Origin of the sequence: Spirillospora sp. NPDC047418 (assembly GCF_040643275.1) — a bacterium.
In the GTDB taxonomy this organism is placed as follows: domain Bacteria; phylum Actinomycetota; class Actinomycetes; order Streptosporangiales; family Streptosporangiaceae; genus Spirillospora.
The window spans coordinates 1-19,990 of sequence record NZ_JBEYTW010000117.1 but is presented as its reverse complement, the minus strand read 5'-3'; the positions used below and the strand labels follow the sequence as shown (position 1 = coordinate 19,990).

Annotated in this window: 21 protein-coding genes; 9 read left to right on the top strand and 12 right to left on the bottom strand. The window is 72.8% G+C overall.

Annotated elements, in window-relative coordinates; all coding sequences use genetic code 11:
• Positions 1 to 99 precede the first annotated feature (99 nt).
• Positions 100 to 666 (top strand): uracil-DNA glycosylase, encoded by a 567-nt coding sequence (locus ABZ806_RS40055; protein ID WP_500223846.1) that lies wholly within the window; start codon positions 100 to 102, stop codon positions 664 to 666.
• Here ABZ806_RS40055 and ABZ806_RS40050 read toward each other — a convergent pair.
• Both ABZ806_RS40050 and ABZ806_RS40045 read right to left on the bottom strand, forming a co-directional pair.
• Complete coding sequence (locus tag ABZ806_RS40050) at positions 635 to 1,447, bottom strand: hypothetical protein (RefSeq protein ID WP_500223844.1); 813 nt, start codon at positions 1,445 to 1,447, stop codon at positions 635 to 637. The genes ABZ806_RS40055 and ABZ806_RS40050 overlap by 32 nt on opposite strands.
• Before the next feature lie 3 nt (positions 1,448 to 1,450).
• Positions 1,451 to 2,023 carry a PadR family transcriptional regulator gene (locus ABZ806_RS40045; protein ID WP_500223843.1) on the bottom strand — a complete coding sequence of 191 codons (573 nt, stop codon included), beginning with the start codon at positions 2,021 to 2,023 and terminating at the stop codon, positions 1,451 to 1,453.
• 168 nt (positions 2,024 to 2,191) lie between these two features.
• On the opposite strand from ABZ806_RS40045, the gene ABZ806_RS40040 reads away from it, so the two are divergent.
• Positions 2,192 to 2,542 (top strand): hypothetical protein, encoded by a 351-nt coding sequence (locus ABZ806_RS40040; protein WP_500223842.1) that lies wholly within the window; start codon positions 2,192 to 2,194, stop codon positions 2,540 to 2,542.
• 44 nt (positions 2,543 to 2,586) lie between these two features.
• Here ABZ806_RS40040 and ABZ806_RS40035 read toward each other — a convergent pair whose 3' ends face one another.
• Positions 2,587 to 3,279, bottom strand: a complete 693-nt coding sequence (locus ABZ806_RS40035) for a hypothetical protein (RefSeq protein WP_500223840.1) — start codon at positions 3,277 to 3,279, stop codon at positions 2,587 to 2,589.
• Positions 3,280 to 3,374: 95 nt separating this feature from the next.
• Positions 3,375 to 3,968, bottom strand: a complete 594-nt coding sequence (locus ABZ806_RS40030; RefSeq protein WP_500223839.1) for a TetR/AcrR family transcriptional regulator — start codon at positions 3,966 to 3,968, stop codon at positions 3,375 to 3,377.
• A 122-nt stretch (positions 3,969 to 4,090) separates the two neighbouring features.
• Here ABZ806_RS40030 and ABZ806_RS40025 point away from each other — a divergent pair, with 122 nt between their 5' ends.
• The 4 genes from ABZ806_RS40025 to ABZ806_RS40010 all read left to right on the top strand — a co-directional run bounded on the left by ABZ806_RS40025 (position 4,091) and on the right by ABZ806_RS40010 (position 7,744).
• Positions 4,091 to 5,140, top strand: coding sequence for a zinc-binding alcohol dehydrogenase family protein (locus ABZ806_RS40025; RefSeq protein ID WP_500223838.1), 1,050 nt, complete (start codon positions 4,091 to 4,093; stop codon positions 5,138 to 5,140).
• A gap of 241 nt (positions 5,141 to 5,381) precedes the next feature.
• The gene (locus ABZ806_RS40020; RefSeq protein ID WP_500223836.1) at positions 5,382 to 6,473 is read left to right on the top strand and encodes an alkene reductase; all 1,092 of its coding nucleotides are present in this window, start codon (positions 5,382 to 5,384) and stop codon (positions 6,471 to 6,473) included.
• A 28-nt stretch (positions 6,474 to 6,501) separates the two neighbouring features.
• On the top strand, positions 6,502 to 7,263 hold the full coding sequence (locus ABZ806_RS40015; RefSeq protein ID WP_500223835.1) for an SDR family NAD(P)-dependent oxidoreductase: 762 nt from the start codon (positions 6,502 to 6,504) through the stop codon (positions 7,261 to 7,263).
• Positions 7,264 to 7,321: 58 nt separating this feature from the next.
• Positions 7,322 to 7,744 (top strand): nitroreductase/quinone reductase family protein, encoded by a 423-nt coding sequence (locus ABZ806_RS40010; protein ID WP_500223833.1) that lies wholly within the window; start codon positions 7,322 to 7,324, stop codon positions 7,742 to 7,744.
• A gap of 25 nt (positions 7,745 to 7,769) precedes the next feature.
• Here ABZ806_RS40010 and ABZ806_RS40005 read toward each other — a convergent pair whose 3' ends face one another.
• The gene (locus ABZ806_RS40005) at positions 7,770 to 8,270 is read right to left on the bottom strand and encodes a MarR family winged helix-turn-helix transcriptional regulator (protein ID WP_500223832.1); all 501 of its coding nucleotides are present in this window, start codon (positions 8,268 to 8,270) and stop codon (positions 7,770 to 7,772) included.
• Between the two features lie 87 nt (positions 8,271 to 8,357).
• Positions 8,358 to 9,017 carry a hypothetical protein gene (locus ABZ806_RS40000; protein WP_500223830.1) on the bottom strand — a complete coding sequence of 220 codons (660 nt, stop codon included), beginning with the start codon at positions 9,015 to 9,017 and terminating at the stop codon, positions 8,358 to 8,360.
• A gap of 65 nt (positions 9,018 to 9,082) precedes the next feature.
• Here ABZ806_RS40000 and ABZ806_RS39995 point away from each other — a divergent pair, with 65 nt between their 5' ends.
• Complete coding sequence (locus ABZ806_RS39995) at positions 9,083 to 9,820, top strand: class I SAM-dependent methyltransferase (RefSeq protein WP_500223829.1); 738 nt, start codon at positions 9,083 to 9,085, stop codon at positions 9,818 to 9,820.
• A gap of 48 nt (positions 9,821 to 9,868) precedes the next feature.
• Here ABZ806_RS39995 and ABZ806_RS39990 read toward each other — a convergent pair whose 3' ends face one another.
• The 3 genes from ABZ806_RS39990 to ABZ806_RS39980 all read right to left on the bottom strand — a co-directional run bounded on the left by ABZ806_RS39990 (position 9,869) and on the right by ABZ806_RS39980 (position 14,483).
• The gene (locus ABZ806_RS39990; RefSeq protein WP_500223828.1) at positions 9,869 to 10,579 is read right to left on the bottom strand and encodes an alpha/beta fold hydrolase; all 711 of its coding nucleotides are present in this window, start codon (positions 10,577 to 10,579) and stop codon (positions 9,869 to 9,871) included.
• Positions 10,576 to 11,532 (bottom strand): alpha/beta hydrolase, encoded by a 957-nt coding sequence (locus ABZ806_RS39985; protein ID WP_500223826.1) that lies wholly within the window; start codon positions 11,530 to 11,532, stop codon positions 10,576 to 10,578. Before ABZ806_RS39985 ends, ABZ806_RS39990 begins: the two co-directional genes overlap by 4 nt.
• 149 nt (positions 11,533 to 11,681) lie before the next feature.
• Positions 11,682 to 14,483, bottom strand: a complete 2,802-nt coding sequence (locus ABZ806_RS39980) for an ATP-binding protein (protein WP_500223825.1) — start codon at positions 14,481 to 14,483, stop codon at positions 11,682 to 11,684.
• A 218-nt stretch (positions 14,484 to 14,701) separates the two neighbouring features.
• Here ABZ806_RS39980 and ABZ806_RS39975 point away from each other — a divergent pair, with 218 nt between their 5' ends.
• Together ABZ806_RS39975 and ABZ806_RS39970 are read left to right on the top strand one after the other, a co-directional pair.
• Positions 14,702 to 16,087 carry an MFS transporter gene (locus ABZ806_RS39975; RefSeq protein WP_500223824.1) on the top strand — a complete coding sequence of 462 codons (1,386 nt, stop codon included), beginning with the start codon at positions 14,702 to 14,704 and terminating at the stop codon, positions 16,085 to 16,087.
• Positions 16,088 to 16,130: 43 nt separating this feature from the next.
• Positions 16,131 to 17,570: an arylsulfotransferase family protein gene (locus tag ABZ806_RS39970; protein WP_500223823.1), complete on the top strand. Its 1,440-nt coding sequence runs from the start codon at positions 16,131 to 16,133 to the stop codon at positions 17,568 to 17,570.
• Here ABZ806_RS39970 and ABZ806_RS39965 read toward each other — a convergent pair whose 3' ends face one another.
• The 3 genes from ABZ806_RS39965 to ABZ806_RS39955 are packed head-to-tail and all read right to left on the bottom strand — an operon-like array spanning position 17,571 to position 19,794.
• The gene (locus tag ABZ806_RS39965) at positions 17,571 to 17,975 is read right to left on the bottom strand and encodes an RNA-binding S4 domain-containing protein (RefSeq protein WP_500223822.1); all 405 of its coding nucleotides are present in this window, start codon (positions 17,973 to 17,975) and stop codon (positions 17,571 to 17,573) included.
• A 12-nt stretch (positions 17,976 to 17,987) separates the two neighbouring features.
• Positions 17,988 to 18,956 carry a 1-acyl-sn-glycerol-3-phosphate acyltransferase gene (locus tag ABZ806_RS39960; protein WP_500223821.1) on the bottom strand — a complete coding sequence of 323 codons (969 nt, stop codon included), beginning with the start codon at positions 18,954 to 18,956 and terminating at the stop codon, positions 17,988 to 17,990.
• A 1-nt stretch (position 18,957) separates the two neighbouring features.
• Complete coding sequence (locus tag ABZ806_RS39955) at positions 18,958 to 19,794, bottom strand: patatin-like phospholipase family protein (protein ID WP_500223819.1); 837 nt, start codon at positions 19,792 to 19,794, stop codon at positions 18,958 to 18,960.
• Positions 19,795 to 19,990 lie beyond the last annotated feature (196 nt).

Genomic DNA, 19,990 nt, shown 5'->3' with positions numbered 1-19,990 from the left:
GCGTGGAGGTCGGTCTTGGTACGGCGTATGGCCGATGAGGCGTTCCGGGCAGAGCAGCAGCGAGATCGGTACGCATCGCATGTCCGTCCGGTCAACGAAATGATCGATGCCCTCCGCGACCAGGACGGCCGGGGATGGATGCCGCATGTGGCGCCGTGGCACGGCGGTGTGCGGGCGCGCGTGCTGTCGGTGCTTCGCGATCCCGGCCCCAAGACCCAGGACCGGACGGGCTCGGGCTTTTTGTGTGTGGAGAACGACGACTCGACCGCCGAACGACAGTGCCAAGCCTTCGACGCGGCGGGCATCGCTCCCCACGACGTCACCCCATGGAACGCCTACCCCTGGTACATCAACCGGGCACCGAACGCCGCCGAACGGCAGGCCGGAGTCGATCCCCTGCTTCGCCTGCTCGGACTGCTGCCGCACCTCCGCATCGTCCTCCTGCAGGGCCGTGACGCCCAGGACACCTGGCGCCGACTGGCCGCCCGGCACCCCGAGACCCTCCAGCCCAAGGGCCTGCAGGTCGTGAGCACCTACCATCCGGGCAGGCAAGCCCTGTGGGCCAGGGATCCGGCCGTCCGCCAAGCCCGAGTACAGGACCGGCTCCACGCCTACGCCCGCGTGGCCCAGGCCCTCAGCGACGAACGAGATCGCGGTAGAGGGTGAAAGCGGGCTTGGGGCGGTAGGTGTCGCTGACGATCCCCAGTGTTCCGCTGGGTTCGGTGGAGCCGCTGTCGGCGTCCCGAAGGCTGAACAGTTCGTAATGGGTGATGTTCAGTGGCTTGCAGAGGGCGAGGATCGAATTAATCATGTCGGACAGGGCGACGGGTGAAAAGGCGTCAGGGTACAGGCCGAGGCCGACGTAGTCGACGTGGTCGGCGAAATCCTGCTGTGGCACAGCGGACAGGTACTGCCGGAACCCGTCGTCGCCGCCCAGCCATTCCGGTGGTTCGGCGACGGAGAAACCGATCCGCACATTGTGCAGGCCGCGCCGGTCCAGCGCGGTGCGTGCGTGCGGTATGCCGAGAGTCAGGGCTTCGAGAACTCCGGGCGCGCTTCCGTCGATGAGCGGGATGGGGAAGTTGGGTTCGAGCGTCACCTGCAGATACCGCGTCAGGTGGCCGTAGCGGTCGATGACGGTGTCGAGAAAGGCCAGCCATCCGGAGAGGTCGGCGGCCTGGGGAATGTAGCTCACCACGAGGTCCAGCTCGCGGCCTGCCTGGACGTACCATTCGTCGGGCATCGTGAGGTGGGCGAGTTCGTCATCGGCTCCGAGTGAGGTGACGACGTCCGGTGGTGTCGCGTCGCCGAAGAAGTGCACGTACTCGCGGACGACGAAGGCGTTGCCGCCGGCGAGGTCGTCCACGAGGTCGCCGATCGCCGCGGGGTCGGGCGGGTGCGAGCAGACGGTGGCCGCACGGCCGCCCGGGTAGATGCCGAACTTCATGGTTCAGCCCCTTCGGTCGTCGGGCCGGGTGTCCGGCCAGTCGATGTCGTGTGAACGGATCCGCGATGTCAGCGTCCGGATCCAGGTGGCCTCGGCGGTCACGATGGTGCGCCAGTAGGCGGCTTCGAGCATGTGCACCTCGTCCACGCCGTCGGGGTGTTCCGCTCGCTGCAGGATGGCCAGTTCTCGGTCGAGTCGGTCGGCGCGGGCGTCCAGGGCCGACACCGCGTGATCGGCCGGGAGGACCCCCGCGTAGGCGACGGCCATGATGAAGTCCACGGAGGCGGCCTGGCTTTCGCGCAGCCCAGTCTCGACCTTCCGCCGGAAATCGGCCATGCCCGCTTCGGTCAGCTCGTACGTCGTGCGCGGCGGCCGGTTGCCGACCTGCTCGGGCCGGCGGGAAGCGACCAGGCCCGTCCTCTCCAGCGCCTTCAGCAGTGAGGTGACCGTGCTGCGGGTGACCGGCAGCTGCTCATACCGCTCGCGCAGGCGCGAGGTGAGTTGGTAGGCATGCGACGGCTGCTCGACCAGGAGCCCGAGCAGCGGCAGCACCAGGCTGTTCCGTGAAGCGTCCAAGGGCACCGGCACCCCGGGGGGCATCGGTTTCCAGTGTTGGTGGTTTCAGTTCAATCTGCCCACGGGGCGACAGTTATGTATTGAGAGAAGCCCGCAGATCTCGCCCTTGACAGACGATCATGGTGGGGTGATGATCATTTTATCCAGTCCCCCCGAAGGGAGCTCGTAATGCGAATGTCGGGTAATCGTGTCATGGCCATGGCGGCTGCGGTGATTACGGCGGCTATGGCGCCTGTGGTGTTCGCCATTCCGAGCGCAGCGGCGAGTGAGCAGGGCGCCCAGGCCTCCTGCTCGAACTGGACCCCGCACCTGCGGCGAGTCATCGTCGGTTCGGCGAAGGTGCACACCAGCTATTCGGGGTCGTCCTCGGTGATCGCCACATGGAAGTCCGGCACGCTTTTCCGTATCGACAAGCGATGCGTCAACAATGCCGGGAACCTGTGGTGGCACTCCGACTGCTGCACTGGCGTCAAAGGCTGGATCTGGAACGACTATACAGAGTTCGCGCAATATAACTGACAGAAGTCACCCGGGACCGGCCGGCCGGCACCCCACCTCGGGGCTCAGGCGTCCTCGGTGCCTGCCGCCGCACCGGCCGGCCAGATGCCGAGGGCGATGTGATCGTAGAAGGAGTACGTCGCGATGTCGTCCTCGATGGAGAGTGTGAGCGCCATCGGTCCCCGGTCCCAGATCTCCCTCACCCATCCGGCGGTGATGTCACCGACCGTGCGGGTGGGCGGCCCGATCCGGTCCTGGACGAGCGCGCGCACGCGCCGGAACTCGGCTTCGAACTCCGCAGGCCCGGCGTCCGGATACCGGATCCACTCGGCCGAGAAGTCCTCGGCCAGATCGTCCTCCTCGTCCTCGTCTTCGTCGTCGGGTTCTTCGGCGCCGAGCGGGGGCCAGAGCAGCGCGAACGGGAGCGCCACGAACGAGTGATGATCGACCGCGCCGTCCTCGCCGGCGTCCTCGTCCGGCGGTGGCGCGCCCAGGTCCAGTCGCCATCCGGTCCCGTCCGGCTCGGCCGGCGCGGACGGGTCGTCGGTCGACGGCACTGAATCCACCGGCAGGTCCAGCTGGGGCCAGATCTCATGACCGGTCTGCCAGGGCACTCGGACAGAGCCCATGTCGTCGACCCGTATCCATCCGCGTGCCACGAACAGACGCTCGACGGCCTGCCTGGTCCACGGACCGTTCGCGAGCGAGATCATGGCATCGACCCACGCGCCGTCCACCGGCAGCAGTTTCACGCTCATGCCGCGACCGTAGTATTCACCTCGGACGCCGGCGGCTCGGGCTCATTTCCTCGTCGTGCCCGCGTATCCCTCGCAAGCCGGGTGCGCGACCGCCCTCAGCGGTCGGTTGCGGTGCCTGCGAGGAAGAGCCTGATCGCGTCGTCTATGAGCGCCTCGCCCTGGGGCGTGGTGATCCGTCGGGACGTAGTGAGCGCCGCCGCGCCCTGAACGGTCGCGGACAGCACCAGGGTCAGTCGGTCTACGTCGCGCGCGTCATAGATGCCCGCTTCGACGCCTTCGCTCATGATTCCGGCCAGGGTGCCGAACAGCCGCTCCGCGGCGCCTCGGACGGCCTCGGAGGGGCCGTCCACCTTGGCTGCGAACATCAGGTCGAGCAGCGCCGGCTCCCTGACTGCGAACCTCACGTATGCCGAGCCCGCCGCGTGCAGGGTGCGGGCGTGGTCGCCGGACACGCGAGTGGCCGCTTGGTGGATCTCGTCGGCCAGGCGGACGAAGCCCCGTTCGGCCAGCGCGTCCAGGAGTGCGTTGCGGTCGATGAAGTGCTTGCGGGGTGCGCCATGGCTGACGCCCGCATCGCGTGCCAACTCCCGGAGGGAAAGCGCGTCGAGTCCGCGTTCGCGAAGCACCGCCTCTGCCTGATCGAGCAGCACGGCACGCAGGTTGCCATGGTGGAACGGCCGGTCGGGCATGCCCTCATCGTACCTTGAAGTAGATGTTGACTACTTAGTAGGCAGTGTCTACTCTGACGGAGCGCGGGCGGCATGTGCGGATCCGGCACAGCCCTGCGATCCCAGGGGAAAGAGGTCCGGAGATGGCCGAGCAGAACATCGCACTGTGGCTGCCCAAGCGAGGCGGACGCTTCGAGGTGGGGCCGGCCCCCTACACGCCCCCGGCGGCCGGCGAGGTCGTGGTCCGCGTGCGGGCCGTCGCCGTGAATCCCATCGACGGCATCCCGGGCCTGCTGTATCGCGTGGCCCTGCCGTGGCTGACCTTCCCGGCCGTCATCGGCTCGGACGTCGCCGGCGAGATCGTCGAGGTCGGTGCGGGCGTGACCCGGCTGCGGCCGGGCGATCGCGTCCTCGGGCACGCGTTCGGCGTCGAGAAGTCGCAGAACCGCGCGGCGGAGGGCGCCTTCCAGCACTACGTCGTGCTCATGCAGCACATGGTCTCCGCCATCCCCGACTCGCTGCCCTTCGAGCAGGCGGCCGTGCTACCGCTGACGCTCTCCACCGCGGCGACCGGCATGTTCCAGCAGGACCACCTCGGGCTGGCACTGCCCGGCGCCGACCCCGCCGAGCGGACGGAGACGGTGCTGGTCTGGGGCGGTTCGACGTGCGTCGGCAGCAACGCGATCCAACTCGCCCGCAACGCCGGCTACCGGGTCGTGGCCACCGCGTCACCGCACAACTTCGACTACCTCCGCTCGCTGGGCGCGGCCGAGACGGTCGACCGCCGCAGCCGCGGCGCCGTCGAGGAGATCGTGGACCGGATCGGCGACAGCCCCCTCGCCGGCACGCTCGCGATCGGGACCGGGTCGCTCGCACCGGCGGTCAAGATCGCGTCCCGCACGTCCGGCAGCGAGCGGGTCGCCTCGTCCCGGCCCGGGACGGTCACGCGCCTGCGGGGGCCGCGCGCACGGCGGCCCGGCGTACGGGTGAGCGGCATCTGGGGCGGCACGCTGAAGGACAACGAGGTCGGGCCGGCCATCTACACCGGCTTCCTTCCGGCCGCTCTCGCCACGGGCGCCTACCGAGCCGCACCGGACGCGACCGTCGTCGGCCACGGACTCGACCGCATCCCCGACGCGCTCCGGCAACTCCGGGACGGCGTCTCCGCCAAGAAACTCGTCGTCACCGTCTAGTGCGGCGGCCCCAAGGTTCCCCGAGCGCGTTGATCTGCGGCGTGTTGTTGTTTTCGACGCGCTCATAACAACAACACGCCGCAGGTCAACGGTGGGTGGGGTGGTTGGTGTTCGTGGACGTGTACTCGGCCGTCGGGGTGGGGAATCATCTGCTTGCGTTACTTGTTCGGCTAACTGTTCAGGGAGTCGAGCTAGGAATGAGGGCGGCGGCATGACTGCTTCCATCGAAGGACGGGGCCCCGTGAGCCCGTTCGACAGCGTGGAGGTCGGGTTCGGGACGCTCAAGAACCGGATCGTGATGGCACCGATGACGCGCAGCCGCGCGTACGGGCCGGACGCGAGTCCCACCCCGCTGATGGCCGAGTACTACGCGCAGCGCGCCGGTGCGGGGCTGATCGTCACCGAGGGCGTCCAGCCCAGCCGGATCGGCCAGGGCTACCCCGATACGCCCGGTCTCCACAGTGACGACCAGGTCAAGGCGTGGCGCCGGGTGACCGGTGCCGTGCATCGCGACAGCGGGAAGATCGTCGCGCAGTTGATGCACACCGGGCGGGTTGGTCATCCGGACAACTATTCTCAGCACACCGTGCCGGTCGGCCCGTCGGCGGTCCGCGCCGAGGGGCAGATCTTCACCGCCCGCGGGCCGCAGGACTTCGTCGAGCCGGTGCCGCTCACGAGCGGGCAGATCAGGGAGACGGTCGCGGACTTCGCCTCGGCCGCCCGCAACGCGATCGCGGCGGGCTTCGACGGCGTCGAGCTGCACGGCGCGAACGGCTACCTGCTCCACCAGTTCCTGTCCACCAACGCCAACCGGCGCGAGGACGAGTGGGGAGGGCCGGCGGAGAACCGGATCCGCCTGACGCTGGCAGCCGTCCGCGCGGTGGCCGAGGAGATCGGCGCCGAGCGAACCGCGCTGCGGATCTCCCCGGCGAACCCGCTGAACGACATCGAGGAGCGGGACCACGCCGAGACGTACCGGCTGCTCGTCGACGAACTGGACCCCCTCGGCCTGGCCTACCTGCACGTGCTGGAGTCCACGGACCCCGGGTTGACGTCCGTCCTGCGGGCGCGGTGGTCCGGTGCGTTCATGGTGAACCCGGCCACTCCCGGGTCGCTGACCGGCCCGGAGCACCTCTCGCTCATCGAGGAGGGGGCCGCCGACCTGGTCTCCTTCGGCCGCCTCTTCATGGCCAACCCCGACCTCCCGCACCGGCTGGAGACGGGTGCGCCGCTCAACGAACCGGACCTGAGCAGGGCCTACGGCGGCGACGCCGCGGGCTACACCGACTACCCCGTCTTGCAGCCCGCGCCTGCGGCCGGGGCCTCCGCCTGACGTCCACTACCCGTGGAGGGACACCGCTATGAACACCACCGCACGCACTGACCACACCACCGGACGGGTCGTCGTCATCACCGGCGCCGCCGGAGGAGTCGGGGCCGCTCTCGTCAGCCGATTCCTGCGCAACGGCGATCAGGTGATCGCCACGGACCTGTCCGCCGCCGCCCTCGGCAAGCTCCGCGCGGATCTGGGCGCGGACGAGTCGCTCGTGACCGTCGCGGGCAGCATCGCCGACGAGGACGACGTCCAGGTGATCGCCGACGCCGCCCGCAGGCTGGGAGGCGTCGACGTGCTCCTCAACGTCGCCGGGTTCTTCCCCTTCGACATGTTCGAGGACACCAGCCCCGACCGCTGGCGCACCGTGATCGACATCAACCTGACCGGCTATTTCCTGGTGACCCACGCCCTGCTGCCCCTGATGAGGGACCGCGGCTGGGGCCGGGTCGTCAACGTCGGGTCGGCGTCGATGTTCCCGGGCGTCCCCGGGCAGGTCCACTACGTCACGGCGAAGGCCGGGCTGGTCGGGTTCACCCGCAGCCTCGCACGCGAGGTCGGTCCGGACGGCATCACCGTCAACCTGCTGACCCCCGGCCTGACGCTCACCGGGCCCGTGCTGGAGAACTTCCCGCCGGAGCTCATCGCGTCCCAGCGCGAGGGCCGCGCCCTCAAGCGCGACCAGCACGCCGGCGACCTCGTCGGGCCGATCTTCTTCCTGGCGTCCCCGGACGCCGACTTCGTGACCGGCCAGACGCTGAACGTCGACGGCGGAATGTACATGAACTGACCTCGGCGGGCCGCGCTCCGGCGCGGGGCGCGGCCCGGCGGAACGGAAGGAACCGATCATGACCGAGTTCAACGACCGCGTCATCGCGGAGTTCCGGGCAAGCCGCGGCCGCGTCGGCGCCTGGGGGACCAACCTGGTCCTCATCCACCATCGCGGCGTACGGACCGGGACCGCGCGGGTGAACCCCGCGATGTCCCTGCGCGACGGCGACGGCTGGCTGGTGGTGGGGTCCGCGAAGGGTGCACCGCGCGACCCGGCCTGGACGGTCAACCTGCGCGCGCACCCCGACACCGAGATCGAGGCCGCGATCGACGGCGATATCGCCACCGTTCCGGTGCGCGCCGTCGAACTGGCCGGCCAGGAGCGCGAGGCCGCGTTCGCGCGGTTCGTCGAGATGGCGCCCGCCTTCGCGTCCTACCAGGCCAAGGCGCCGCGACCGCTGCCGGTGATCCGCTTCGTCCGCCGCGGGCCCGGAAGCTGAGCCGTGTCACGGACCGGGCCCGCCGTCAGGCCGGCGGGCCCGGATTCCGCTGCTGTTCGGCGGCGGCCAGGTTGCTTTCCAGGGCCTGCAGCGCGTGCAGCACCTGCTTCCGCTCGGCGGCGTCCATCTCGCCGACGGTGAGCGACTCCAATTCGGCCCAGATCCGCTCCACGCTCTGCTTCAGCGCGAGGCTCGCACGGGTGGCCTCGACGATCGTCGCCCGCTTGTCGGTGGGGCTGGGGGTGCGCCGGACGAAGCCGGCCGCCTCCAGCCGACGGACCGAACGCGCCACCGAGGGCGCGTCGGTTTCCAGGGTCCGGACGAGGTCGACCTGGCGCTGGGGCCCGCGATCCCACAACTGGATCATCAGCAGTTCCTGGCCGGGGTACAGGCCGACGTCGCGGAGCAGCTGGCCCGCGAACGCCTTGTGCAGCCGCGCGACGCGGAAGATCGCATGGCTGATCGGACCGAGGCCGGCGACCGAGCCCTCCGGCGACCCGTCCCCCGCATCCGCTGTCTCCGCCACGGTCCCGAGAATACCGAGCCCGAGCCCGAGCCCGAGCGCGGGCGCGAGCCCGAGCGCGGGCCTGTGGTGACGCGGCGAATGGCCCGCCTACTGTTGTCGCCAGGCCGCGGCGCATACCTCTATCCAGGTCGCGAGGTCGGGCACCTTATCGATCGTGAGCAGTGAGTATGGCGGGGAGCCGTCCAGTGGTGTGACGCCCTCGAATGCGTGGTCCGGTGCGAAGATGAGCAGCCGGCCGTTGTCGCGATGGGCCAGCGTCAGATTCCCGTTCGCCTCTACGGCGACGGCGTAGTACTCATCCGGGTCGATGGAAAGCGTCAGGTCGTCGCCTTCCCAGAGCCACGCATAGTCGGCCAGGACGTCCGCGACCGGCACGCGCGCCGCGTCCGCCGTGAGCACCTCGTTCTGGTTCTCCCACCAGGTCGTGGGTTCACCGAACCTCTCGGCGATCCCGCCGCAGAGCTTCCAGAAGCTGTTGTGCGCCGGCGGAAAAGGCCCGCAGGCCGCATTTCCGGGCGGGTGGCAGAGCCATCCCCGCCGGCGGTCCGGTGGCCCCCATGCGAGCAACTCGTAGGCGGTTCCTCCGACGGAGATGGGGGTGAGAGTCGTCGATTCGAGAAGCGCGGACAGTTCGGGAAGGGCCTCGGTCGATCCGCGGGTCCACGGCTGCGCCTCGCCCACTGCGGCGCTCTCCCCGGGCTGAAGGAACCAGGAGACCTCCTGGAGGAAGCGGTCCCAGTCACTCATGGCCCGATAATGGCACACGGCCGGGATAGCGTCGCGGCATGAACCCGGGGAAGTAGCCTTGGGCGGTGTTCTCGGCTCAAGGTCCTTCTCTGCGTGAACTGGCGGTGCAGGCGCTGTCGTCGGTGGAGCACGGCTATGACCTGCTCGCTCCGAAGTTCGACCGCACGCCGTTCCGGACTCCTGACGGCATTCTCGATGCGACCGCCGACGCCTTGCTGCCGCTCGGGCCGTTCGGGGAGGGGCTCGACGTCTGCTGCGGTACCGGGGCGGGCATGCGGGTCCTGGGGCCGCTGTGCGAGGGACGCGTCACCGGTGTCGACTTCAGCGCCGGGATGCTCGCGCAGGCGCGGGCGGCCCATCCGGAGGCCGAGTGGGTGCGGGGCGACGTCCGGGCCCTGGCCTTCGGCGAGGAGTTCGACCTCGCGGTCAGTTTCGGGGCGCTCGGGCACGTGCTGCCCGCCGAACGGCCCGCGGTCTTCGCCGGGGTGCGTCGCGCGCTGCGGCCGGGCGGGCTGTTCGCCTTCCCGATCGGGGCGCCGCCGCCCCTCACGTCGGGGTGGTACTGGGGGCTTCTCGGGTTCGACCTGGCCATGCGGGTCAGGAACGCCCTGTGGCGTCCCCCGTTCGTCATGTACTACCGCACCTGCCCGCTGGGCGCGGTCCGGCGTGACCTGGCGGATGCCGGGTTCGCGGTGACCACGGTCCCCTTGCCGGCCCTCGGGCGGCGCGAGGACGGCAGCCCGCGCTACCGGCTCGTCCTCGCGCGCAGAGCCGACGGCCGCGGGGCACGGCCCGGCGGGTGAGAGCCGGGCCGTGCCCCGCGGAGCCGCGGGCGGGACGGGACGGGTGGGTCAGGGGCATGCCTCCAGGATCGTGTCGGCCACCGCGTCCGGCTGGGAGACGGCGATGGCGTGCGAGCCTCCGGAGATCTCGCGGGTGCCGCGTGAGCCGGCGCGGTCGGCCATGAAGTGCATCAGGGCGGCCGGGATGTTGCGGTCGTCGGACCCGAGGATGAACCAGGACGGCTTGCCGCGCCACGCCGGCTCGTCCACCGTGAGCGGCTCGGTCAGGGCGCGTTCGGTCACCGGGCGCTGGGTCGCGGCCATCAGCGCGGCCTCGCCGGCGTCGACGTCGGCGCAGAACTGGGCGTGGAACTTGTCCGAGGCGATCCGGAGGTCGTTGCCGCCCTCGGTGAGCGGGTAGGCGTTCAGCGCCGCGCCGAGCGTGCTGCCCTCGAACTTCTCCGACAGCTGGAACGCGGTCTCGTCCCGGTCGGGCGCGAAGCCGGCGATGTAGACCAGGGACTGGACGGCCGGGTTCCCGGCGGCCGCCTCGGTGATGACCATGCCGCCGTAGGAGTGGGCGGCCAGGACGACGGGGCGGTCCAGGCCGGCGATCACGTCGCGGACGTAGGCGGCGTCGCCGGCCACGCTGCGCAGCTGGTTGCCGGCGGCGACGGCGTCGTAGCCGCGGTCGTTCAGGCGCTGGATGACGCGGTTCCAGCTCGCCGACTCGGCGAAGGCGCCGTGGACCAGGACGATGACGGGTCGGTCGTTGCTCATGAGTTCGCCTTTCCGAACGCGGTCGTGAGGACGTCGATGGCCTGCGCGACGGCGCCCCGCGCGGCGCGGGTCTCCGTCACGTTGTTGAGCATCATGAAGTCGTGCAGGATGGCGTTGTAGCGGACGCTGGTGGTCGGGACGCCCGCCTCGGTGAGGCGGCGCGCGTAGGCCTCGCCCTCGTCGCGCAGCACGTCGTTCTCGTCGACGATCAGGAAGGCGGGCGGGAGTCCGCGCAGGTCGTCGAGGGTGGCGCGCAGCGGGGACGCGGTGATCTCGGTCCGCTGGACGGGGTCCATGGTGTAGGCGTCCCAGAACCAGGCCATGGCCTTGGCGGTCAGGTACGGGCCGTCGGCGAACTCGCGGTAGCTGCCGGTGTCCTGCCCCGCGTCGGTCACGGGGTAGTACATCGACTGGTGGACGAACCGGACGTCGCCGCGCCGCTTGGCCATGATGGCCAGCGCGGCGGTCATGTTGCCGCCGACGGAGTCGCCGGCGACCGCCATGCGGGACGCGTCGAGCCCCTCGTCCGCGCCGTGCTCGGTGATCCACCGGGCGGTGGCGTACGCCTGCTCGATCGCGACCGGGTAGTGGGCCTCGGGCGACCGGTCGTACTCGACGAACGCGACCGCGGCGCCCGTCCCGGCGGCCAGTTCGCGGACGAGCCGGTCGTGGGTGCCGGCGTTGCCCAGCACCCAGCCGCCGCCGTGCACGTAGAGGACGACCGGCAGCGTCCCGGACGCCCCGGCGGGTTTGACGATCCGCACCCGCACGTCGCCGACCTCGGCCGGGACGGTGATCCACGTGTCGTCCACGTCCGGCATCGGCACCGGGGCGGCCTGCAGGTCGTCCAGGACCTTGCGGGCCCCCTCGGTGCCGAGCTCGTAGATGAACGGAGGTTTGGACGTCGCCTCGGCGAACTCCTGGGCGGCCGGCTCCAGGATGTGGTTGCTCATGCTTCCCCTCGCTTCTCCCGTGATCGTGCCGTTATCACCCACTGTCGCCGGGCGGAGGTCGCGGGGCACCAGGGTCGGGCACGGGCCCGGTCCCTAGCCGGGCACGGGCCGGGGCACGGGTGGGGCCCGGCCCGGGGGCGGCCCCCGGGTCAGGCCCCGCCCGTGGTGGAGGTGCGCTGGAGCTGCCTGCGCGAGGTGATGCCGAGCTTGCCGAAGGTCTTGCGGAGGTGCCATTCGACGGTGCGCGGGCTGATGAAGAGCCGGGCCCCGATCTCGGGGTTGGTCAGGCCCTCCCGGACGAGCCGGACGATCTGCGCCTCCTGCGGCGTCAGCTCGCCGGACGCCTCGGCGGCCCGCCTGCGGACGTGCTCGCCGGTGGCCTGCAGCTCGTCGGCGGCCCGTCCGGCGAACGCCTCCATCCCCATCGCGGCGAACGCCGCGTGGGCGCCGCGCAGCTGCTCCCTGGCGGCCCGGCGGCGCTGCCGGCGGCGCAGCCACTCCCCGTACAGCAGGCGGGCGCGGGCGAGTTCGCCGGGGACGCCGGCGCGGCCGAGCCGGTCGATCGCCTCGCGGTAGTGGTCCTCGGCGGCGGTGTCCTCGCTCAGCAGCGCCCGCGCGCGGGCGTGGACGCCGAGCGCCCAGTCCGTGCCGGCCGGGAGGGCGGCCTCGCCGAGCCGGCGGAGGGCGACGGCGGCCTCGGCGAAGCGGCCGCCGCGGGTCGCCGCCTCGATGTACTCGGCCAGGGCCCATGGCCCGGTGCCCACGTCGGCCGGACGGTCCTCGCCGGCGCCGGGGACGGCGGCCAGCGCGTCCTCGTAGCGGCCGCGGCCGTTGCACAGCAGGGCCGTCGCCCACGCGCCGGCGGTCAGCCCGTTGCCCTCGCCCCGGCGCCGCGCCTCCGCCGCGACGGTCCGCACCAGGCCGGTGAGCTCGGCGTCGCGGCCCTGCCAGGCGGCGACCAGCAGGCCGCCGTAGGGCGGGACGGGGATCCCGATCGCCTCCGACACCGTCGCGACCTCCTCGACCAGCGACGCGGCGCCGGTCAGCTCGCCCGCGAGCACGTCCACGGCGATCTGCTGGGTCAGCGCGAGGGGAAGCGCGGCGGTCTGGCCGGACTCCCGGGCCAGGCGGACGTGCCGGGCCGCGAGGACGCTCCACGCGCCGTGGTCCCACAGGGTCGAGGCGGTCACCCCCGCCAGCCAGAGCCAGCGCAGGCCGTCCTCCGCGGAGAGGTCCGGGCCGCGGAACGCCTCCAGCGCGGGCCGCAGGACCGGCACCCCGGCGGCGAGGCCCTCGCTGATCCGCAGCGCCATGCCGTCCAGGAGGAGGTCGGCCGGGCGCGGCGGGCCGGGCGGCGGCGGCGCGGACCGCGCGGCCGCGGCGGTCTCGCGCTGCCCGGCGCCGTCGGCCAGCGGGCCCGCGAACAGCGCCGCGCTGATCGCCTCCAGGTAGGTGTCGCGGGCCAGCCGCACGTCGTGCGGGGCGAGTCGACGGGCCGCGGTGAGCAGCAGGCCGGGCGCGTCGCGGCCCCGGTCGACGGCGAAGGCGATCTCGGCGCGCAGCAGGTCGACCTCGCCGCGCGGCCGCTCGCCGAGCGGGGCGGCCTCGGCGACCGACAGCAGGCGCAGCGCGCCGTCGGGGGCGCCTGCCCGGTGCGCCGCCCACGCGGCGGCCAGCGCCCGCTCCTGCCGCCGGGCGGGGTCGGGTGTCAGCTCCACCGCCCGGGTGAGGAACGCCGCTGCCGCCGCTAGCCCGCCGCGGTCCCGGGCCCGTCCGGCGGAGCGTTCGAGCTCGGCGGCGACGTCCTCGGCCGGTGTCCACGCGCCCTGCGCCGCGTGCCAGGCGCGGCGGTCCGGGTCGGCCCGCGCGTCGGTGACCTCGGCGAGGACGCGGTGGACGCCGCGGCGGTCCGCGGGCGGCGCGGCCCAGTAGACCGCGGACCGGACGAGCGGATGGTGGAACCGCACCCGGTCCCCGATCGCGATCAGCCCGGCGGACTCGGCGGGCGTCGCCGCCTCGATGTCGATGCCGAGCCGGTCGGCGGCCCGCCACAGCAGCACCGGCTCGCCGCCGGGTTCGGCCGCCGCGACCAGCAGCAGCCGCCGGGTGGCCGGCGGGAGACCGGCGACGCGCCGCTCGTAGACCTCCTGGATGCGGCCGGCGAGGCCCGCCGCGCCCGGCACCCCGAACCCGCCCGCCAGTTCGGCCGGGGTGGACTCCTTCGGCAGCTCCAGCAGGGCGAGCGGGTTGCCGCGCGCCTCGGCGACGACCCGGTCGAGGACCCGCGGGTCCCAGGGCCCGGTGACGGCGGAGCGCAGCAGCGCCCGCGCCTCCTCCTCGGGCAGGCCGCCGACCGGCAGCTCCGGCAGCCCGGTCAGCTCGTGCGCGCCGCCGGGTTCGCGGGTCGCGAAGGCGATCGCGACCGATTCGGCGAGCAGCCGCCGGGCGGCGAACGCGAGCGCCTGCACCGAGGCCCGGTCGAGCCACTGCGCGTCGTCCACCACGCAGGCGAGCGGCTGCTCGCGGGCGGCGTCGGCGAGCAGGCCGAGGACGGCGAGGCCGACGAGGAACCGGTCGGGCGCCCGCCCGGCGCTCAGCCCGAGCGCGGCGCGCAGCGCGTCGCACTGCGGGGCCGGGAGGCGCGGGAAGCGGTCCTCCATCGGGGCGCACAGCTGGTGCAGGCCGGCGAAGGCCAGCTCCATCTCCGACTGCACCCCGGTGATGCGCACGACCCGGAACCCGGGCGCGCGGTCGATCAGGTACTCCAGCAGCGCCGTCTTGCCCGCGCCGGCCTCGCCGTGGAGGACCAGGGCCCCGCTCTGCCCGCCCCGGACGGCCTCCAGCAGCCCGTCGATCTCGGCGCATTCACCGTGTCGGCCTCGCAACACGCATTCCCACCGCCACTCGGTCAGCCGGTCGCGGGCACCCGCCAGCGTGCCCGCCGCATCCATCTTTCTCGAACCACTCGGGCCGACTCACCCGCAATACCTGGTCATGGCGACTTTGTGGGAATACGGTGACCTGTCGGTTTCCGTGACGGGACGCGCGGCCGGGCGGCCGGCGGGACGCGCGGCCGGGGCGGCCGGTGAGCGCGGGTCGGGTACGACATACCTGGTCGGCCTACGGGCACTAGGGGTTGGTGACGTGCACCCCGCGGCCGTGGAGGCGGGTGGTCGAAGCCCTCACGGCCCGGCTCGGCGGGCGGCGGCGGGCCCGCATCGTGCTGCTGCTGGCGTGCGTGCTGGCACTGAACACGGCCGACACGGGGGTCATCGGGGCGATCGTCCAGCAGCTGCGCGAGTCACTGGACATCGGCAACACGCAGGTCGGGGTGCTGACGGCGGCACCGGCGGCGGTCGGCGCGGTCGCGACGCTGCCGGTGGGGCAGCTGACCGACCGGGTGCCGCGGGTGCCGCTGCTCGCGGGCAGCATCGTGCTGTGGAGCCTCGCGATGATCGTCGGGGGGATGGCCGGCTCGTACGAGTGGCTGCTGGCGTCGCGGGTGGCGCTCGGCGCGGTGACGGCGACGGCGGGGCCCACGGTCGCGTCGCTGATCGGCGACCTGTTCCCGCCGGCGGAGCGGGCCGGGATCTGGGGCCGGATCCTCGCCGGTGAGCTGGTCGGGGTCGGGTTCGGGCTGATCGCGGGCGGGAACCTCGCGGCGTTCCTGAGCTGGCGGTTCGCGTTCTGGCTCGTCGCGGCGCTCGGGCTGGTGCTGGCCTGGCTGCTGTGGCGGATGCTGCCGGAGCCGGAGCGGGGTGCGCAGGCCGCGGCGGCGGGCCGGGGCGGGGAGGAGCCCGCCCAGCGGCAGGTGGAGCGGTCGCACGTGCGGCCGGACCCGCGGAACGTCCTGGCGGCCGATCCGGAGCGGATGCCGCTGCTCGCGGCGGCCCGGTACGTCCTGCGCATCCGCACCAACGTGGTCATCATCATCGCGTCGGCGATCGGGTACTTCTTCTTCGCGGGGCTGCGCACGTTCGCGATGGTGTTCGTGCAGGAGCACTACTCGATCAGCCAGGGCGAACTGACGGCGTTCATCCCCGTCATCGGGCTGGCCTCGCTCGTGGGGGTGCTCGCCGGCGGGCGGCTGGCCGACCGGCTGGTGCGCCGGGGCATGGTGACCGCGCGGGTCGCCGTGCCAGGGGTGGCGTTCACCCTGTCGGCGCTGCTGTTCCTGCCCGGCCTGCTCACCGAGCGGGCGCTGATCGCGCTGCCGCTGTTCACGCTCGCCGCCGCCGCGCTCGCCGCCGCGAACCCTCCGCTGGACGCGGTGCGGCTGGACGTCGTCCACTTCCGGCTGTGGGGGCGCGCGGAGGCGATCCGGACGATCGTGCGGATGGCCGGGGAGGCGGTCGCGCCGGTGCTGTTCGGCTGGCTGTCGGGGCTGCTCGCCGGCGGCCGCGAGTCGGCGGTCGGCCTGGACCGGGCGTTCCTGCTGGCGCTCGCGCCGCTGCTGCTCAACGGGCTGCTGCTGGTCAGGGCCCGGCACAGCTACCCGCGGGACGTGGCGTCCGCGCTGGAGTCCGAGCGCCGGTACGCCGACGGAAAGCGCTGAGCGCTTTATGCGGTTCTCATCATCGGAGGGTAGACAGGGCGGCATGAACGTGACACGTCGTGGCCTCCTGCTGTCCGGGCTCGTCGGAGGGGCGGCGCTCCTCAGCGGCGCCGGGTCCGGCCGTCCGCCCCCCGCCGAGGCCGACGCGCCGACCGGTTACGCGACCATGCCGGACGTGCCGCCGCCGGGCCTGAAGGCGCGGCGCCTCGGCCCCACCGAGGGCGGTCTGCTGTTCCTCGCCCCGTTCCGCGGGACGGGCTCGGCCGACGCGCTCATCGTCGACGACACCGGCGAACCGGTCTGGATCCACCGGTCGCGGCAGCTCATCACCGACGTGCGGGTGCAGGTCTACGAGGGCGAACCCGTCCTCACCTACTGGGAGGGCGAGCGCCGGACGGGCGGGCACGGGGCGGGCACGGGCGTCCTGCTCGGCCGCGACTACCGGCGCGTCGCCGAGGTCCGGACCGGGAACGGCGTGCGCGGCGACTTCCACGAGTTCGTGCTCACCGACCGCGGGACGGCGCTGATCATCGCCTATCCGACGGTCACCGCCGACATGCGTCCGATCGGCGGCCCGCGCGACGGGCACGTCCTCGACAACCGGGTCCAGGAGATCGACGTCCGCACGGGCGAGGTGCTGCTCGACTGGAGCGCCCTCGACCACCTCGGCATCGCCGAGACCCGCACTCCGCTGACCAAGGAGGCGAACGGCACCAAGGGCAAGGCGTTCGACCCCGTCCACGTCAACTCGGTCCAGGACGACGGGGACACGCTGCTGCTGTCGGCGCGCAACACCTGCGCCCTCTACTCGATCGACCGCCGGACGGGCGCCGTCCGCTGGCGGCTCGGCGGCCGCCGCAGCGACTTCGCGCTCGGTGACGGCGCCGCGTTCGCCTGGCAGCACGATGCCCGCAGGCAGCCGGACGGGACGATCACGCTGTTCGACAACCACATCGACGACCCCGCCGACGGTCCCTCCCGGGGGCTCGTCCTCAAGGTCGACGAGGACGCCCGCACCGCGGAACGGGTCCGCGAGTACGCCGACGGCAAGACCTACGGGCAGTACATGGGCAACATGCAGATCCTGCCGGACGGGAACGTGCTCGTCGGCTGGGGCTCGACGCCGGCGATGACGGAGTTCGCCGCCGACGGCACCCCCAGGCTGGAGATCACCGGTATCGGCGACGGCTCCTACCGGGCGTACCGCGCCGACTGGTCCGCGCGTCCCACCGCCGCCCCCGACGTCGCGGTGACGCCGCTGCCGGACGGGCTGATGCGCGTCCACGTGAGCTGGAACGGCGCGACCGGCGTCGCCCGGTGGCGTTTCGTCACCGGCTCCGAGGCCCGGCCGGTGGTGGCGAAGACCGTCCCGCGCAAGGGCTTCGAGACCGCGGTGACCCTCGCCCACTCCCCCGACGTCATCGCCGAGGCCCTGGCCGCCGACGGCACCGTCCTGGGCCGTTCGGAGCCGCGGGCCGTCTGATCAGTCCTCGCCGGGCGGATCGTTGAGGACGCGGTAGCGGTCGAGGATGCGTTCCAGTTCGCGGCGGTCGCGCTTGGTGGGGCGGCCCGCGCCGCGCTCGCGGCGGCCGACCGGGACGAGCGCCTCGCGCGGCGGCGGGGGCGGGCTCTTGTCGATCAGGCACTCCTGCGCGGCGGGCGCGCCGAGCCGCTTGCGGACGATCTTCTGCACGACGACGATCCGCTCCCGCCCGTCATGGCGGAGCCGCACTGTGTCGCCCGGCTTCACCGTGGTGGACGGCTTGGCGCGCTCGTCGTTCACGCGGACATGGCCCGCCCGGCACGCCGTCGTCGCCATCGAACGGGTCTTCAGCAGCCGCACGGACCAGATCCACAGATCGACCCGTACGGACCCCTCGTCGCCCATGCGTCCATGATGTCACCTGGACGCCGGTGCCCGGTTTGCACTGATCCAGGCGTCGGCGCGCTCCCACTGCTCGTAGAGCCAGCCGACGCGGGCGTCCCGGCCGTCCGGGACGTCCTCGGCGGGGATCCGCCACCAGCGGGCCTGGACGGCGGCGGTGAGCGGGATGCGCCGCCAGATGTCGCCGATCGTGGCCATGTGGTCGAGGCCGATGTGCGCGACGAACACGACGTCGGCGTCCGGGGCGGAGTCGAGCGCGGCGAGGACGCCGCCGGGGCGCGGCGGCATCAGGTTGCGGATCGCGGCGGCGCGGGCCGCCTCGTCGGTGCGGCGCAGCCTGGTCAGCCGCCGGATCGCGCGGCGCCGCCGCTCCGGCGAGAAGTTGCCGCCCTCGGGGAAGATCAGCAGCGCGTCGCGCGGGCCGAGATCCGCGGCGAGCCGGCCGATGTCCTCGACGGCGCCGCCGCCGGGCCGGACGAACACGTTCGGCATGCGGTTCGCGGCGATGTCGATGCACGGGTCGAGCTGGAGCTGCGCCTTCATGACGACGCGGGGCCGCCGCCGGTAGTCGGTCAGCAGGTGGTGGACGAGCAGGAGCGCGTCGCCGGGCCCGGCGTGCCGGCTGAGGACGATCAGCGGGCGGTCGCCGCGCGGTGCGTACCCGCTGCCGGAGACCTCCACGCGCAGGCCGAGCCGCCGCTCCGCGGATCGGTACAGGCCGGCGACGTAGGTGCGGATGATGTCGTAGTGCCGGTCGTCGCGGGTGCGGCGGCGGATCCACAGCCGGCCGCATCCCAGCACGGCGGCCGACTCCCGCGTCCCCCAGGCGAGCGCGAACCACAGCAGCCGCCGCGCCCTCTTGCGGTCGCGTCCGACGAGGGACGCCGCCGCGTACCCGACCGGGAACAGCACGATGACCAGCAGGGTCAGGACGAACAGCAGCGGCGTGAGGACCAGGCGGCGGACGATGGGGGGAGGCAGCATGTCACGCTCGTTCTTTGAGGTACTCCAAGGATGCCTGGTGGGCGCGTTCGATGTGAGCCCGGATTCCGGACACGTTCCTGTAGCGCATCTGGGCGAGGTCCACCCCGGCCTTCTGCGGCCTGGCGCCCGCCGGGAGGACGTGCACGGCTAGGCCGTCGGGGAGCGTCGCCATCTCCTCGAAGAACCGGTGCCGCCGCGCGATCTCGAACGCGACCATGCCGACCTCCCAGGGGCGGCGCGGCGGCGGCAGGTCGCGGTCGATGCGGCCGACGTGCAGGACGTAGACGGTGGTCGCGCCGAGCATCACCGCCCGCCCGACCGGGATGCTGTGGACGAGCCCGCCGTCGAAGTAGTGCCGGTCCCCGATCCGGACGGGCGGCAGCAGCCCCGGCACGGCGGACGAGGCCAGCACCGCCGGGAGCAGCGGGCCGGACGTGAACCAGTGCGCCATCGCCGTCTCGATCCCGGCGGCGACGCACTGGAAGGGGACGGCGAGCTCCTCGAACGTCCGGACGGGGAGCAGTTCGTCCAGCATGCGGCGCAGCGGCTCGTTCGAGTGCAGGTGGGTGCCGGAGCGGGCGAGCGTCCACAGCCGCGCCCAGAGCCGGGCGCCGAACACCTCGCGGGTGGCGTCGTCGGACCACAGGCTGGTGAGGCGCTCCACGGCGGTGTCGGGGTCCGCCGCGACGAACGCGCCGTTCAGCGCCCCGATCGACGTCCCGACGACGAGGTCGGGCCGGACGCCGGTCTCCGCGAGGGCCCGCAGCATGCCGACCTCGTGCGCGCCGAGCACGCCGCCGCCGCCGAGCACGAACGCGGTCCGCGGCTCGCCGTCCACCCGGGCCTCCCTTCGCGACGCTGGAGGCAGCCTCACCCGTGGGAACCGGGATAAACGAGTCCACCGAGCGGGTCGACTTGCGGCGTGCGGGTCACCCCGTCGTTGGGGGGGGGGGGGCGGGGGGGTTGGGTTGGTGGTGTTAGGATAAAATCAGCACCGGACCAGAGGGCTGCTGGGGGTGTGGGGGGCGGCGGGT